Genomic DNA, 14,495 nt, shown 5'->3' with positions numbered 1-14,495 from the left:
GCCCAGGAGGAGCAGGATCTCTGTGAGAGATGAACCGGGGCATCGGGAGAGGACATGGATCTGCGGCAGATGGAGGTCGTCGTCGCGGTGGCGGAGGAGGGCGGGTTCACCGCCGCTGCGCAGCGGCTGCACGTGGTGCAGTCCGCCGTGTCGAGCACCGTGCGCGCGCTGGAGCGGGAGCTCGGGACCCCGCTGTTCGACCGCACCACGCACCGGGTGTCGCTGACGCCGGCGGGCGAGGCCTTCGTACCGGCCGCGCGGGCGACGTTGCGGGCCGCCGAACAGGCGCGGTCGGCGGTCGACGCCGCGCGGGGACAGCTGCGCGGACGGGTGACGATCGGCACCATGCAGGGGGTGTGGGCCGACCTGCACCGCCCGCTGGCCGCGCTGCGCGCGGAGCATCCGGGCGTGGTGGTGCGGCTGCGGCAGGGGGCCGTGACCGACATCCGCCAGGCGTTGCGCGAGGGCACGGTGGATCTGGCGGTGGTCGCCCTCGACCGTCAGCAGCAGCGCGGTCTCGTGACCCGGCTGCTCGCCCGGGAGGACATGGTGCTGGTGTCCGCGCCGGGCCGGGCCCTGGGCGGGGCCGCGCCCGAGGGGAGGGTCACGCTCGCCGAAGCGGCCCGGCTGCCGCTGGTGGACTTCACGCCCGGCTGGGCGATCCGCCTCGCCGTCGACCGGGCGTTCCGTGCTGCCGCCGTCGAGCGCGAGTCGACCTTCGAGGTGAACGACATCGTCGCGGCGTCGGAACTCGTCCGCGCCGACCTCGGTGTGTGCGTCATGCCCATCTCGATCGCCGACCGCTTCCCCGACCTGCACAAGCACCGCTTCGACCGGCACGCGCCGAGCTGGAAGATCATGGTGGTCCAGCCTCGCGGGGAGGTGCCCCCGGCGGTCGCGGCCCTGCTGCGGCACATGGCCTGACGGGTGTGGCGCGGGAGGCGACGGAGGGACGAAGTGGCTCATCCCTCGGCTCGATCTATCAGCTCGACCTCTGAGCCCGATCTCTGAACTCGATCTTTGAGCTCGATCTCTCAGCCCATCTCGTCCGGAGATGACTGACATTCGAAATCATCGCCACGGCAGGGGAAGCACGGAGGCTTCTCGGGCGCTGAGGAAACCGTGCGAGCGGCAATGAGGCCGCTCGACCACCCCCGGCGTTTCCCGAACCGCTCCACCGGTTCCCTTCCCGAGAAGGTGCCCGTGTCCGTGTCCAAGTCGTCCCCCGTCCTCAAGTCACCGGGCCAGACCGCCACCGCGCAGGCGGCGCACGGCGTGCCGGGCTGGCTGGTCGCCCTCTTCGCCGTCGCCTCCGGCATGACGGTCGCCAACCTGTACTACGCCCAGCCCCTGCTGTCCTCGCTGCGCGACGTGTTCCATGTCGGCACGGCGGCGGCCGGCGGACTCATCACCCTCACCCAGGTCGGCTACGTCCTGGGCATGCTCTTCCTCGTCCCGCTCGGCGACCGGTTGGAGAAGCGCGGACTGATCAGCGTGCTCCTGACGGTCACCACGCTCGCCCTGGTCGCCGCGGGTCTGGCCACCAACTTCCCCATGCTGCTGATCGCCTCCCTGATCAGCGGAGGCACCTCGGTCGTCGCCCAGATACTGATCCCCTTCGCGGCGAGCCTCGCCCCCGACCACGCCCGCGGCCGGATCGTCGGCCGGGTGATGAGCGGCCTGCTCACCGGCATCCTGCTCTCCCGCACCCTCAGCAGCCTGGTCTCCGACGTGGCGGGCTGGCGGGTGGTGTACCTCGGCTCCGCCGTCCTGATGGCCCTGCTGGCCCTGGCCCTGCGCGCGGCCCTGCCGCAGCACGCGCCGACCACGACCATGCCGTACGCCCATGTCCTGCGCTCCACGCTCCAACTGGTGCGCCACCACCCCGTGTTGCTGCGCCGGGGCCTCTACCAGGCGGCGATGTTCGGTGCGTTCAGCGCGTTCTGGACCACCGTGTCGTACGTCCTGACCGGCCCCCACTTCCACTACTCGCCCATCGGTGTCGGCCTCTTCGCGCTCGTCGGCGCGGCCGGTGCGGCCGTCGCCCCGTTCGCCGGTCACTGGGCCGACCGCGGGCTCGTCCGTCCCATGACCGGAATCGCCTTCGCCGTCGCGGCCCTGGCCTTCGCGCTCGCGGGCTTCGGTCAGTCCCACATCACCCTGATCGCCCTGGCCGCGATCCTGATCGACACGGCTGTGCAGTCCACCCTGATCCTCGGTCAGCACACCATCTACCAACTCGACCCGAACGCCCGCGCCCGCCTCAACAGCGCGTTCATCGCGATCTTCTTCGTCGGCGGCGCGCTCGGCTCCCAGCTCGGCTCGATCGCCTACCACGCGGCCGGCTGGAGCGCGGTCACCGTCCTGGGCGCCGCCCTGCCGGTGCTGGGCCTGCTCCACTGGACGACGGAACGCCGTACGGCCTGATCAGTGACCCGGGGAGCGGGTCACGATCCCGCTTCCCCCCGCAGGAAGTTGCTCACCTGACAGGCGAGGCTGTCCCGCGCCGAGTCGGAGCGGGCGGCGGCATCGACCGAACCCTCGTAGAGGTCGATGCCGCCGACCCACAGGTACCGGTCGGTCCACTCGTCGTCGACCTTCAGCTGGATCTGGATGTCCACCCGGGGCAGGGAGGCGTCCGGGCCCGCGGCGAAGAGGACCGCGGTGGCCCGGCGCAGGGGGTAGACGTCGTAGCCCTCGATGAACTGGGAGTTCCGCCAGTCCAGGAAGGCGCTCTCACCGTCGGGGCCGACCCGGATGTCCATCTGGCCGTCCTCGAGATGGATGCCGAAGTGCTCGCCACCACGGTTCTCGACGGTCACCCGGCACCGGAAGTAGGTCAGCCCTTCGGCGGCGTCGTCGCGTCCGCGCGGCGGCTCCGCCCGCTCCACCCCGTGGACGCGGACGCGCAGGCCGGCGTGCTCGTCGTACTCCTGCCAGTCCCCGACCACGTTCGGTTCGTGCACGGTCCACCTCTCCACCTCAGAGAGCTGTTTCCTATCTGTGCCCTCAACGGGGTGTCAAATGGGCGGAACGCGCCGTGGCCAGCGTTTTTGCCCTCCTTGATCGGCGATCAAGCCGTGCCCAGCCAGAACCCGTGTCCCTGCCACCAGGGGGACATTTCCGCGCGTGCTGCACATCACGTTCTCAGGCACCGCGGCGCAGCGTCCGCATCTGCTCGTCGAGGGGGCCGAGGCCGACGTCTCGGCGCCGCTCCTCGAGGGTCTCGGGCCGCCTGATCGGATACGGGCGGAAGGTCGCGGGGTCGACCCGGGTGCCGTAGAACTGGGGCTGGCCCAGTTCGACCGCGCAGTGATCGGCGATGTAGGCGTGGTGCGGGCCGGGGCAGCGGCCGTCGGCGGTGGCCTGGGCGATCAGGTCGCGGCAGCGGAGCTGGAAGTCGAGGTCCGGGGCGTGCAGCAGGATCATCAGGGCCGCGGTCGAGGCGGGCGCGCCGACCAGGTCCGCGGCCGGCCAGCCGTGTCGGCGGACGATCGTTCCGAGGGCGTCGGCATTGGTCCTGCGGCACGCGACGAGGCCGCGCCGGACCTGTGGGGTGGGGTTCGTCCGCGCCTGCCGCATCAGGTGCCGCTCCTCGTCGGCCCGGCGCGAGAGTTCCCGGGCAAGCGCGGCGGCGAGTGCCGGGAGGATCCCCGCGGACGCGGGCCCCGGCTCCACCGGTGCTCCGTCCGGCTCCGTCGGCGGGCCGACCGTCCGGTGCCCCGGTAATCGGTTCATGGCATGCCCCGGAGCGCCAGGGTGAACCACACCTTCTTGCCCGTGGTGCCGGGGTCGGCCGGTGCGATGCCCCAGTCGTCCGTCAGAGCGGCCACGATGGCCAGTCCGCGTCCCGACTCCTCGGCGCCGCCCGTGTCGCGCGGTCGCGGCAGGGCGGACGAACGGTCGGCGACCGTCACCCGCAGCTCGTGCCCGATGTGTTCCAGGGTGACGGTGATCGTGTCGCGGGGGCCGGGACTGCCGTGTCTGACCGCGTTGGCGAACAGCTCGTCCGTGGCGAGGACAGCGTTGTCGAGGCACTCGGAGGGCAGGCGCAGCGGGGTGAGGAGCTCGGCGACCATGTCCCGCACGCCGGCCGCGCGCGAGGGGTGGGCGGGGACCGTGGTCCGCACCAGGCTGGGGTGGGTCCTGGGCAGCACGGCGGCGTCGCGCCGCGGTGAGGGCGACGGCCCGCGGCGCTGAGCCCTGGATGCCGTCATCGGTTCTCCTTCGTTGCAGCGCGGGTGGGGGATGTGCTCGGTGGCTGCCCGTGCAGCCAACAGGGCACGGCCCCGCGCCGACCAGGGGGTATCGGGGTTGTCCGGTTGCAGGCACGTAGTGACATGGGATGTATGTTCGATCGGGTGAGGAACGTGAGCGGGAGCCGGACACCGGTGCGCCCAGACGATCCCACCGGGTGGTCGGGGGTGCGCGGCAAGCGCGTGCTGGTCACCGGTGGAACGCGGGGTCTCGGCGAGCAGATCGTGCGGCTGCTCGCCGCCGAAGGGGCCCGGGTGGGGACCTGCGCGCGCGGCGCGGGCGACCTGGCGGCGCTGGCGGCATCGCTGGACTCCCCGCTGTTCACCCAGGCGCTGGACGTCACCGAGCCGGAGCACCTGGAGGCGTTTGTCGCGGCCATGGCGAATCGTTTCGGCGGGCTCGACGGGGTGGTGGCCTGTGCGGGCGGTTCGCGCGGCGGCCGCTTCGAGGAGACGGACGCCGAGGACTGGGCGGCGACCTGGGAAGTGAACGTCGGCCATGCCGCGCGCCTGGTCCGGGCCGCGGTGCCGCATCTGCGGGCCGCCGGGGGCGGATCGGTCGTGGTGATCTCGTCGATCTCCGGCTGGAAGCCCGGGCCGCCCGTCCAGTACGGGGTGGCGAAGTCCGCCCAGATCCAGTTGGCCGCCTCGCTCGCCCGTGAACTGGGGCCGGACGGAATCCGGGTGAACGCCGTCTCCCCCGGGTCGATGCTCATCCCGGGCAGGCGCTGGGACCGGATGCGCCGGGAGGACCCCGAGGCGTACGCGGGATTCGTGGCGACGGAGCTTCCGAGCGGAGCGCCGGTCGCTCCGCAGGAGGTCGCCCGGGTGGTGGTGTTTCTGCTGTCCGACTGGTCGAGCGGTATCTCCGGAGCGCACCTCCCCGTGGACCGCGCCCAGAACGCACCCTCGCCGGACGGCTACTGAGCCGACCGCTCCTGTCCCAGGGACCCTGCCGACCCCAGGGCCCGCTCCCGCCTCAGGGCCCCTTCCCGTCTCAGCGACCGCTCCCGTCCCAGCGACCCCTCCCGCTAAGTCACCCACCGGACCGACCGCCGCGCTCCCCGTCATGCGACCGCCCCCAGCACCGCACGGGACCTGCGCTGGAACTCCTGCACCATCGGCTCGTGGCGGCGTGGCTCCAGACGGGTACGGAAGTCGCGCAGGGCCTGGATCGACCGTTCACTGTGCACGGTACTGAGGGTGTCCAGCGCTTCGGTGGCCGTGCCGACGGCCTCGTCGAGCCGGTCCTGCTGGAGATGCGCGGTCGCGAGCACCGAGCGGCTGATGGCCTGGCGTCTGCGCCGGTCGGCGTTCGCCCTCAGCGACTCGCTCGCCGTGCGTTCGGCCTGGGCGGCGAGCCCCAGGTCACGGAAGCACAGGGCGGCCTCGGCCTGGAGATAGTGGTGGTCGAGGTAGCGCACCCAGACGGATTCCTGGTCGGGGCCCCGGCTCATGTCCAGTTGCCCTTCCGCCAGGCGCAGCGCCTCCGAGGCGTCGCACGAGTGACCCTGTGCGGCATGTCCGCGTGCCGCCATGGCGTACAGGCGCATCAGTCCGAGCGGGCTGCCCGCCCCCTTCGCGGTGGCGACTCCGGCCCGGGCCAGCGCCACCCCCTCGTCGGGGCGGCCGAGGCTGGTGGCCAGATGGGAGAGCCCGGCCAGGATCTGGCCGCCCAGCACCCGGTCGCGCCCCTCGGCGCACAGGCGCAGGCCCTGGGTCATGTACCGCTGCGCGAGCCCGTACTCCCCCGCGTCGTACGAGCTCCAGCCGGCCATCGCGGCGAGGCGCGCGGCCGCGGCGTACAACTGCCGTTGCAGGTGTGACGGGGTGCCGCGGCGCTGGAGCAGGGGGACCACCTCGGTGGAGAGGTAGTGCACGATGCTGGTGCGCACCCCGCCACCGCCGTAGTGGTTGTCCATCTGGTCGAACATGGCGATCATCGCGTGCACCTGCTCGACGGGCCCGCCGCTCGCCACCACCGTCGGACGGAAGGCCTCCTGCTGCTCCAACAGCCACAGCAGCCACTCTCGTTGGGGGTTCGTCAGCGCGGCGGCGACGAAGGGCACCGAGCCGAGGAGACTGCGGCGGGAGATGTCGGTGGAGCCCAGCTCGGCCAGGGTGTGCAGGGTCTCCGCCACGTCCTCGCCATAGACCAGGGCCCGGCCCGCGACCGGGCGCTGCTGATCGGAGTGGAAGCCGAGGTCCGCGGGCGACACGGCGCGGCCGAGCCGTCCGGAGACTACGGCGGCGATCAACTCCGGTGTGGTGCCCCGCGGTTGCTGGCCCTGGAGCCAGCGGGTGACCGACGCCTTGTCGTAGTTGGAGTCCACGCCTTGGCGGCGGCCCAGTTCGTTGACCCTGAGGGCGAGGGAGGCGTAGGAGCAACCGGCTTCCTTGAGGGCGACCGCCAGCGCCGAGTTGGCCCCGCCGGGGCCCTTGCCTGCGCTCCTTGATTGTCCGTCGGTCACGGTGGCCACCCAGGTCTCGCATCACGGTCCGTACGGCTGCGCCCGTATCCGCCCGCCCATCAATTTCATTACGGCACAGCACAGTTGAACGAATGTCGCCAGGGACTGTGCGACAGGTCACTCGATCACTATGGTCGCCGACAGGCTCAACACGCAACCGGCGTTCTGATAATTTCAGAACGATCCGCATCACCCTGTCTCTGTCAACGACCCCGTGGCACACTGCACGCTGTGATACAGCCGTACCGGGAGGTAGGACGTGAGTGACAACCGCTCGGGCGGCAGCGCACCCACGGTCCTGCGGATGGTTCTCGGCAAGCGGCTCAAGCAGCTGAGGGAACAGGCGGGAGTGTCGTTCGAGGAGGCGGCACGGGCGATCGAGGTCACTCCACTGACGGTCCGCCGGATCGAGAAGGCCGAGGTCGGCCTCCGGATCCCCTATGTGAAGGAGTTGCTGCGCACCTACGGGGTGCCGGCGACGGAGATCGACGACTTCCTCGCGCTGGCCCGGGAGGCCAACCAGCCGGGCTGGTGGTACAAGTACCGCGACGTGCTGCCCGAGTGGTTCAGCGCCTACGTGAGCCTGGAGAGCGAGGCCAGCGTCATCCGTCTCTACGAACCCCACTACGTGCCGGGCCTGTTGCAGACGAACGACTACGCCACCGCGCTCATGCACGTGGGCTTCCCCAACGAGTCGAAGGAGGACGTCGCCCGTCGTGTCGCCCTGCGGACCAGGCGGCAGGACCTGCTAGCCAAGCCGGACGCGCCCGCCATCTGGGCCATCCTCGACGAGACGGTGCTACGCCGCCCGGTGGGCGGGGCCGAGGTGATGCGGGCCCAGATCGACCGGCTGCACGAGGTCCTGGACATGCCGAAGGTCCGGATCCAGGTCATGCGCTTCGGGGTGGGGGCACACCCCGGCGCCTTCGGTCCGTTCCACCACTTCCGCTTCGGCTTCTCCGAACTGCCCGACGTCATCTACACGGAAAGCCTGGCCGGCGCGGTCTATGTCGACCGGCCCGGCGACGTCGTCACCTATCTCGAAGTACTGGACCGGATGTCCGTGCAGGCGGAACCGGTCGCTCGGACCAGGGCCATCCTGGCTGAATTGCGTAAGGAGTTGTGATCCATGGGATTCAAGGGCCCCATTTACAGTGGCATGCCGGCCGTCGACCTGGGCACGGAGGGCTGGGAGAAGCCCTGGAGCGGTACGAACGGCGGGAGTTGTGTCGAGGCCAAGCGACTGCCCGACGGCAGTGTGGCCTTCCGCCAGTCCACGGACCCGGACGGGCCCGCGCTGGTGTACACCCGGGACGAGATGATCTCGTTCCTCGAAGGCGCGAAGTCCGGCCAGGCCGACTTCCTCGTCGCCTGACGCGCTCGCCGACCGCCTGAGGCCGGGAGAGGCGTCCGCTCCTCGGGCCATCACCGGAGCCGCACCATCACCACGCCCGCACCACCACTACGCCCGCACAACCACTACGCCCGCACAACCGGACAACCCGCACGCCCACTCCCGCCGTGCGGGTCGTCCGTCCACACTGAGGGAATCGGTCGTCCCGGAGGGAGCGGTATGCGCACCGGTCCTTGTCGCAAGGCGCGGGGGTGATCCTCGGCCAGGCCCTCACCCGGTGCCGGACCCTGGTCGTCGACGGTCCGGACGGAATCGGCAGAAGCGCCCTGATCGCCGAGCTGGCGCGGCACGGATTCCTGGTCCGGCTCTGCCGCGGCCCCCTCCATCACGTGGACCCCACCCAGCCGTACCGCGAACTCCTCGCCGCGTCGGGCCGGCTGGCCGTCGACGGCAGTCTCGTCCACGAGCTGGTGTACGGACCGCTGCGCCGCGGACGCTCCCGGGTGACGTGGATCCAGGCCCTCGACTTCGCCGAAGCGGTGGCGGAACGCGACGGGGCCCTCGTCCATGTGACCGGCGAGACGCACGACACGGAGGCGGTCGACGCGTACGAACGGGCGCTGCACACCCTCGCCCAGCACGTCCCCGTGGTGACCCTGGAGGCCAAGGACCTCGGCCACCCCATCTGCGGCCCTGCCAGCCATCACCAGCAACTCGGGCTGTGTGAAAGGCAGTTGACGGTAGGTTATTGACAGACCGCGTGACGGAGGCAGGAGACATCCATGGCAGACGGCCGGCCCAACCCCGACCAAGAGGCGTTGTCCAAGATCGACACCACGGTGCCGCACTCGGCCCGCATCTGGAACTACTGGATGGGCGGGAAGGACAACTACGAGGTCGACCGGATCGCGGGCGACGCCTACCGCGAGGTCGCGCCGAACATCGAGACGATGGCCCGGGCCTCCCGCGAGTACCTGATCAGGACCGTGACCTTCGTCGCCGGTGAGCTCGGCATCCGCCAGTTCCTGGACATCGGCACCGGCCTGCCTTCGTACGACAACACCCACCAGGTCGCCCAGCGGGTGGCGCCCGAGTCGCGCATCGTCTACGTGGACAACGACCCCCTGGTGCTGCGGCACGCCCAGGCACTGCTGACCAGCACCCCCGAGGGCGTCACCAACTACATCGACGCGGATCTGCACGAGCCCGAGAAGATCGTCGAGGCGGCGAGCCGGATCCTGGACTTCGACCAGCCCGTCGCCCTGATGCTCATGGGCATCCTCGGCCACATCCAGGACTACGAGGAGGCCAAGTCGATCGTCCGCACCCTCCAGGCCGCCCTGCCCTCCGGCAGCTACTTCGTGCACTACGACAGCACCGACACCGACGCCGCGCTCAAGCAGGCCCAGCAGGGTTACGACGACACGGGCGCCGTCCCCTACGTGCTGCGCAGCCCGGAGCAGATCACCGCGTACTACGAGGGCCTGGAGCTGATCGAACCCGGCATCGTCTCCTGCCCCCTGTGGCGCCCCGAGCCCGGCACCGCACCGGAGCCCACGGACGTGCACGGCGGGGTGGCCCTCAAACCGTGATCAGGTGCGCGGCGCCGGTCGGATGTTCTGGTTGAGGCGGAACAGGTTGTCCGGGTCGCGGTCGGCCTTGATACGGGCCAGGCGGGCGTAGTTGTCGCGGTAACTGGCCCGTACGCGCTCCTGGCCCTCCTCCATCATCATGTTCACGTAGGCCCCGCCCGCGGAGTACGGGTGCAGGGCGTCGGAGTAGTCGACGCTCCACCGCTTGACGCGCTCGGCGCCGGCCGGATCGGAGTCCACGCCCGCGTACACGGTCGCCCAGCGCGCGTTGCGGTAGCTCCAGGCGGTGTCCGCCGGTGCGATGTCGTGGACGGCGCCGTCGATCGGGTACAAGTGCATCGCCGATTTCCAGGTCGGCGGTTCGGCGCCGTACCCGAGGTGCGACGCGACCGCCTCGTCGGGGATCTCGTCGACGAAGTCCGCGCGCCAGTACCACTGGTCGCCGGGCGGGTAGATCCCGTCGAACGCGGACTGCAGCGCGGGGTACGGCATCGGCGCCGCTCCGTGCAACAGCGGCTCGGGCACGGCGTCCAGGAGGGGTGCCATCTCCGCGGCCGCCGCCTCGGTGTCGTCCCCGACGCGGCACCAGACGACCCCGCAGACCTTGCGCAGATGGATCTCCTCGGGGAACGGCGGGCCGGGCGGCACGGAGCCGAACAGGAAGAAGGCGTTCAGCTCGCGGGGGGCGTCCGGGAGGAAGTCGCGGTAGGCGGTGAGTACTTCGGCGCCGAGTTCGGCGGGCCAGAAGGTGGGGCCGGCGACCACGGTACTCACCTCACGCAGCCGGAACAGGAACGAGGTGACGACTCCGAAGTTGCCGCCGCCCCCGCGGATCGCCCAGTACAGGTCGGTGTTCTCCGTGTCGCTCGCGCGCACGCGCTCGCCACTCGCCAGGACGAGGTCGGCCGCCAGGAGATTGTCGACGGTCAGCCCGTACTTGCGGGTGAGATGCCCGATGCCGCCGCCCAGAGTGAGGCCGGCGACTCCCGTCGTGGAGATGATGCCGGCGGGTGTGGCCAGGCCGTACTCGTGGGTGGCACGGTCGACCTCGCCCCACACACAGCCGCCCGAGGCCCGTACCGTGCGGGCCCCCGGATCGACCTCGATGTCCTTGAGCGGTGAGAGGTCGAGGACCACGCCGTCGTCGCAGACCCCCAGGCCCGCGCCATGGTGGCCGCCGCCCCGCACGGCGAGCGGAAGACCGTGGTCGCGGGCGAAGCCGATGACGTGGGAGACGTCCTCGGCGCCGGCACACCTCGCCACCAGGGCGGGCCGCCGGTCGATCATCGCGTTGTAGACAGTACGCGCCTCGTCGTACCCGGAATCGCCGGGTGCGACCAGCTGCCCCTTGAATTCGGTCAGTTCCTGGCGCGCCGCCGCTGCCGTCGTGATGGACATACGCCTCCCCCCGCCTGGGGGCCGGTTTCAGGGCACCCGTGTCCGGGGCCCTGGCTCCAGTCTCCCTCCGATGGATCCGGCGCGCCTGTTCTGCACAACCGCCGGGGCGGGTGGTTGGTCCCCGCCCCTCGGTCGTCGTGATCACGTCACAGCGGTCACGGCCTCCGTGTCATGCCGGGACACCGCGAGCGCCGGTTCCGGCAACGCCACCTGACGCGGCGTCCGGCGCGCCTCCCGCAGACTGGGCATGGGCGTGGCCGGGACCAGCGGAGCATGCTCGGCCGCGCGGGCCCGCCAGGAGAACCAGATGATCTTGCCGCCGGCGCCGGTGGCGCAGCAGCCCCAGCCGTCACTGAGGGCGGCGATCTGCGCCAGACAGCCCTGGGGCTCGTTGTGCGGGCGGAGATCCTGGTCGTTGTCGGAGACCGCGGTGATGAGGTGGGAACCGTTCCACCACATCTCGATGGTGGTGTTCTTGTCCGTCGCGTGCCGGTCGATCGTGTGCAGCAGCGCTTCCGCACAGTGGCAGACGGAATCGACGAGCGTATCCAGGTTCCAGTACCGGAGATGGGCCCCCAATATGCGCTTGACCTGGCCAACCCGCTCCGGGCTGACCTCCACGTCGAGGTGGTAGTAGCAGGGCACTGCAGGTTTCATCTTCGTTGGCTCCTCACGGCGAAGCTCTCGCCTCTCCTCGCCCTTCTCGGACCGAGCCCCGATCACGAAGCGTGAGCACTGATCGCTTTTGAGTCAGTCCCAGAGTGCGAGTGCTACTCCGTTCGTGCAACACGAGAGCCCGAGCGCATGTCGTTGAAGAGCCAACAAGACGCTGAGTGCCCGTGCGGGCACCATGAGTGAGGGCACCGCCCTCCGTAGTGGGTCGGTGCCCTTCCGTGCACGGCCGTTTGGCATCAGCCGGGTGTCCCGTGCGCAGTCGCGAGAGTGGAAAGGTGACCGGCCCATGCTGCTTCCTGCCAAAGCCGAGGTCGCCAGGCATCTGGAGCAATACCGGGCCTGGGAACGCCTGTTGCTCATGGCCCCCGCCGACCACACGGTGCGGGGCAACTTCGAGAACACGGGGTACACCCTGTGCGTGCTGATGGGGAAGCGCTGCGCGCGGGAGGCGGTGGACGCCGCCGAGCACTATCTGCGGGACGAGGCACCGGCTGCCGCGCTGTCGTCGATGACGGTGGCGCACCGCGCGCGGGGCTCTCAGCTCTCCCAGGGACCTCAGGGGCGGGGAGCGGGTCGAGCGGTCGGCAGGCGTCCCTGAGACGGACCGTGGTGTCGGGAATTTTCGGTGCAGCTCTGAACCGAGGGGGCAGGGCGCGAGGACGGCGGAGGCGAAACATGGAGGCACATCCGGCCCATGGCCGTGACCCGATCGGCCGTATCCCGATCGTGGACGTCCAGCCGGTCGTCGAGCACGGCCGGCGCCCCGCCAAGGCGGTCGTCGGGGAGACCTTCGAGGTCACCGCCACCGTCTTCGGCGAGGGCCGGGATGTGCTCGGCGCCGAAGTCGTCCTGTTCGATCAGAGCGGCCGGCCCGGCCCGCGCGCCGCGATGCGTGAGCTCGCCCCGGGCACCGATCGCTGGGGCGCCGAGGTCACACCGGAATCCGTGGGCCATTGGACCTGCCTGGTGGAGGCCTGGAGCGATCCCGTGGCCGCCTGGCGCCACACCGCCGCCATCAAGGTCCCGGCCGGGATCGACGCCGGTCTGGTCCTGGAGGAGGGTGCCGCGCTGTACGAGCGGGCCGCGGACGCGGTACCCGACCCGGCCGGCCAGGAGGTCGTACGCGCCGCGGCGCACGCCCTGCGCGACGACTCCCGGCGGCCGACGGCTCGTCTCACCGCCGCCCTGGCCCCGGAAGCGACGGCGGTGCTCACCGCACACCCCCTGCGGGAACGGGTCTCCCGCTCGGTGCCGATGCCCCTGCTCGTGGAACGGAAGCGGGCGTTGTACGGCGCCTGGTACGAGTTCTTCCCGCGTTCGGAGAGCGGACAGCTGGACCCGTCGGTGCACGGCACGTTCCGCAGCGCCGCCGAACGCCTGCCCGCCATCGCCGGGATGGGCTTCGACGTCGTGTACCTCCCGCCGGTGCACCCCATCGGTACCACCTTCCGCAAGGGCCCCAACAACAGCCTGTCGGCGAGCCGTCGGGATGTCGGCGTGCCCTGGGCGATCGGTTCTCCCGAGGGCGGCCACGACGCGATCCACCCGGATCTCGGCACGATCGAGGACTTCGACGCGTTCGTGCGCCGGGCCACCCAACTGCGGCTCGAGGTCGCGCTCGACTTCGCGCTCCAGTGCTCGCCGGACCATCCGTGGGTGCAGAAGCATCCCGAGTGGTTCCACCACCGGGCCGACGGGTCGATCGCGTACGCGGAGAATCCGCCGAAGAAGTACCAGGACATCTATCCGATCGCCTTCGACCAGGACATGCCGGGGCTGGTCCAGGAGACGCTGCGGGTGCTGCGCCACTGGATGAGCCACGGCGTGCGGATCTTCCGCGTCGACAACCCGCACACCAAACCGGTCGTCTTCTGGGAGCGGGTCATCGCGGACATCAACCGCACCGACCCTGACGTGATCTTCCTGGCCGAGGCGTTCACCCGGCCCGCGATCATGCACACGCTCGCGGCGGTCGGCTTCCAGCAGTCGTACACCTATTTCACCTGGCGCAATACCAAGCAGGAGCTCACCGACTACCTCACCGAACTGTCGAGCGGGACGGCCGCCTTCATGCGTCCCAACCTCTTCGTGAACACCCCCGACATCCTGCCCGGCCATCTCCAGCGGGGCGGTCGGCCCGCCTTCGAAGTACGCGCCGTGCTCGCCGCCACCCTCTCGCCCTCGTGGGGGGTCTACGCCGGGTACGAGCTGTGCGAGAACGCTCCGGTCGGGCCCGCCAGCGAGGAGTACCGGAACTCCGAGAAGTACGAACTGCGTCCACGTGACTGGGAGTCGGCCGCGCGCGAGGGCCGCACGATCGCACCGCTGATCACGGAGCTGAACCGGATCAGACGGCGCCACAAGGCTCTGCACGCGCTACGGAACCTGCACTTCCACCAGACCGACAACGAGGCCCTGATCGCCTACAGCAAGCGCTCGGACGACGACACGGTCGTGGTGGTGGCCAACCTCGACCCCCACCACACCCAGGAGGCGACGGTCTCGTTGGACATGCCGCAACTCGGCCTGGACTGGCAGGAGTCCGTGCCGGTGCGCGACGAGCTCACCGGCGAGACCTACCACTGGGGCAGGGCCAACTTCGTGCGACTGGGGCCGGGCGGTGCGCATGTGCTCGCCGTCGACACCTCACCGCGGATCGGAGGGTCACCCACCACATGATCGTCAACGAGCCCGTCCCGGACACTTTCGAGGACACCCCGGCCAGGGACCGCGACCCCGACTGGTTCAA

General features: G+C 70.6%; 15 protein-coding genes. 9 read left to right on the top strand and 6 right to left on the bottom strand.

All coding sequences use genetic code 11. The annotated features are described in order from the left end of the window. The first annotated feature begins 54 nt into the window (after nt 1-54). Nucleotides 55-924, top strand: a complete 870-nt coding sequence (locus ACZ69M_RS23405) for a LysR family transcriptional regulator (RefSeq protein WP_470052491.1) — start codon at nt 55-57, stop codon at nt 922-924. Nucleotides 925-1,275: 351 nt separating this feature from the next. Further along, nucleotides 1,276-2,427, top strand: coding sequence for an MFS transporter (locus ACZ69M_RS23400; RefSeq protein WP_470053175.1), 1,152 nt, complete (start codon nt 1,276-1,278; stop codon nt 2,425-2,427). A gap of 20 nt (nt 2,428-2,447) precedes the next feature. Here the strand turns inward: ACZ69M_RS23400 and ACZ69M_RS23395 are convergent, their stop codons facing one another. The 3 genes from ACZ69M_RS23395 to ACZ69M_RS23385 form a co-directional block, all read right to left on the bottom strand. Beyond that, nucleotides 2,448-2,966, bottom strand: coding sequence for a hypothetical protein (locus ACZ69M_RS23395; protein WP_099925902.1), 519 nt, complete (start codon nt 2,964-2,966; stop codon nt 2,448-2,450). Nucleotides 2,967-3,147: 181 nt separating this feature from the next. After that, the gene (locus ACZ69M_RS23390) at nt 3,148-3,738 is read right to left on the bottom strand and encodes a DUF6624 domain-containing protein (protein WP_470052489.1); all 591 of its coding nucleotides are present in this window, start codon (nt 3,736-3,738) and stop codon (nt 3,148-3,150) included. Then, complete coding sequence (locus ACZ69M_RS23385) at nt 3,735-4,217, bottom strand: ATP-binding protein (RefSeq protein ID WP_470052487.1); 483 nt, start codon at nt 4,215-4,217, stop codon at nt 3,735-3,737. Before ACZ69M_RS23385 ends, ACZ69M_RS23390 begins: the two co-directional genes overlap by 4 nt. A gap of 174 nt (nt 4,218-4,391) precedes the next feature. On the opposite strand from ACZ69M_RS23385, the gene ACZ69M_RS23380 reads away from it, so the two are divergent. Beyond that, nucleotides 4,392-5,183 (top strand): SDR family NAD(P)-dependent oxidoreductase, encoded by a 792-nt coding sequence (locus ACZ69M_RS23380; RefSeq protein WP_470052485.1) that lies wholly within the window; start codon nt 4,392-4,394, stop codon nt 5,181-5,183. Nucleotides 5,184-5,323: 140 nt separating this feature from the next. Here the strand turns inward: ACZ69M_RS23380 and ACZ69M_RS23375 are convergent, their stop codons facing one another. After that, entirely contained in the window at nt 5,324-6,736 is a 1,413-nt protein-coding gene (locus tag ACZ69M_RS23375) for a hypothetical protein (protein WP_470052483.1), read from the bottom strand. Nucleotides 6,737-7,031: 295 nt separating this feature from the next. On the opposite strand from ACZ69M_RS23375, the gene ACZ69M_RS23370 reads away from it, so the two are divergent. The 4 genes from ACZ69M_RS23370 to ACZ69M_RS23355 all read left to right on the top strand — a co-directional run bounded on the left by ACZ69M_RS23370 (nt 7,032) and on the right by ACZ69M_RS23355 (nt 9,673). Continuing rightward, nucleotides 7,032-7,853, top strand: coding sequence for a helix-turn-helix domain-containing protein (locus tag ACZ69M_RS23370; protein WP_470053173.1), 822 nt, complete (start codon nt 7,032-7,034; stop codon nt 7,851-7,853). Between the two features lie 3 nt (nt 7,854-7,856). Next, complete coding sequence (locus ACZ69M_RS23365) at nt 7,857-8,102, top strand: DUF397 domain-containing protein (RefSeq protein ID WP_101406967.1); 246 nt, start codon at nt 7,857-7,859, stop codon at nt 8,100-8,102. Nucleotides 8,103-8,332: 230 nt separating this feature from the next. Continuing rightward, nucleotides 8,333-8,833, top strand: a complete 501-nt coding sequence (locus tag ACZ69M_RS23360) for a hypothetical protein (RefSeq protein WP_470052481.1) — start codon at nt 8,333-8,335, stop codon at nt 8,831-8,833. A gap of 30 nt (nt 8,834-8,863) precedes the next feature. Beyond that, the gene (locus ACZ69M_RS23355; RefSeq protein WP_075029307.1) at nt 8,864-9,673 is read left to right on the top strand and encodes an SAM-dependent methyltransferase; all 810 of its coding nucleotides are present in this window, start codon (nt 8,864-8,866) and stop codon (nt 9,671-9,673) included. On the opposite strand, the gene ACZ69M_RS23350 is transcribed toward ACZ69M_RS23355, so the two are convergent. Together ACZ69M_RS23350 and ACZ69M_RS23345 are read right to left on the bottom strand one after the other, a co-directional pair. Beyond that, the gene (locus ACZ69M_RS23350) at nt 9,674-11,071 is read right to left on the bottom strand and encodes an FAD-binding oxidoreductase (protein WP_470052479.1); all 1,398 of its coding nucleotides are present in this window, start codon (nt 11,069-11,071) and stop codon (nt 9,674-9,676) included. A gap of 141 nt (nt 11,072-11,212) precedes the next feature. Beyond that, nucleotides 11,213-11,728, bottom strand: coding sequence for a pep a2 (locus ACZ69M_RS23345; RefSeq protein WP_470052477.1), 516 nt, complete (start codon nt 11,726-11,728; stop codon nt 11,213-11,215). A 304-nt stretch (nt 11,729-12,032) separates the two neighbouring features. On the opposite strand from ACZ69M_RS23345, the gene ACZ69M_RS23340 reads away from it, so the two are divergent. Together ACZ69M_RS23340 and ACZ69M_RS23335 are read left to right on the top strand one after the other, a co-directional pair. Continuing rightward, a complete protein-coding gene (locus tag ACZ69M_RS23340; protein WP_470052475.1) occupies nt 12,033-12,344 on the top strand; it encodes a DUF5133 domain-containing protein in 312 nt (103 codons plus the stop codon). A gap of 77 nt (nt 12,345-12,421) precedes the next feature. Then, nucleotides 12,422-14,425 carry an alpha-1,4-glucan--maltose-1-phosphate maltosyltransferase gene (locus tag ACZ69M_RS23335; RefSeq protein WP_470052473.1) on the top strand — a complete coding sequence of 668 codons (2,004 nt, stop codon included), beginning with the start codon at nt 12,422-12,424 and terminating at the stop codon, nt 14,423-14,425. Nucleotides 14,426-14,495: the final 70 nt, after the last annotated feature.

This window comes from Streptomyces sp. NPDC107454 (assembly GCF_055582885.1).
This window is presented reverse-complemented; position numbering and strand designations above follow the sequence as displayed.

Coding starts and splice junctions, on each gene's coding strand:
- ACZ69M_RS23405 (WP_470052491.1), top strand. CDS start 55: ATGGATCTGCGGCAGATGGAGGTCGTCGTCGCGGTGGCGGAGGAGGGC.
- ACZ69M_RS23390 (WP_470052489.1), bottom strand. CDS start 3,738: ATGAACCGATTACCGGGGCACCGGACGGTCGGCCCGCCGACGGAGCCG.
- ACZ69M_RS23385 (WP_470052487.1), bottom strand. CDS start 4,217: ATGACGGCATCCAGGGCTCAGCGCCGCGGGCCGTCGCCCTCACCGCGG.
- ACZ69M_RS23370 (WP_470053173.1), top strand. CDS start 7,032: ATGGTTCTCGGCAAGCGGCTCAAGCAGCTGAGGGAACAGGCGGGAGTG.
- ACZ69M_RS23365 (WP_101406967.1), top strand. CDS start 7,857: ATGGGATTCAAGGGCCCCATTTACAGTGGCATGCCGGCCGTCGACCTG.
- ACZ69M_RS23355 (WP_075029307.1), top strand. CDS start 8,864: ATGGCAGACGGCCGGCCCAACCCCGACCAAGAGGCGTTGTCCAAGATC.
- ACZ69M_RS23350 (WP_470052479.1), bottom strand. CDS start 11,071: ATGTCCATCACGACGGCAGCGGCGGCGCGCCAGGAACTGACCGAATTC.
- ACZ69M_RS23345 (WP_470052477.1), bottom strand. CDS start 11,728: ATGAAACCTGCAGTGCCCTGCTACTACCACCTCGACGTGGAGGTCAGC.
- ACZ69M_RS23340 (WP_470052475.1), top strand. CDS start 12,033: ATGCTGCTTCCTGCCAAAGCCGAGGTCGCCAGGCATCTGGAGCAATAC.
- ACZ69M_RS23335 (WP_470052473.1), top strand. CDS start 12,422: ATGGAGGCACATCCGGCCCATGGCCGTGACCCGATCGGCCGTATCCCG.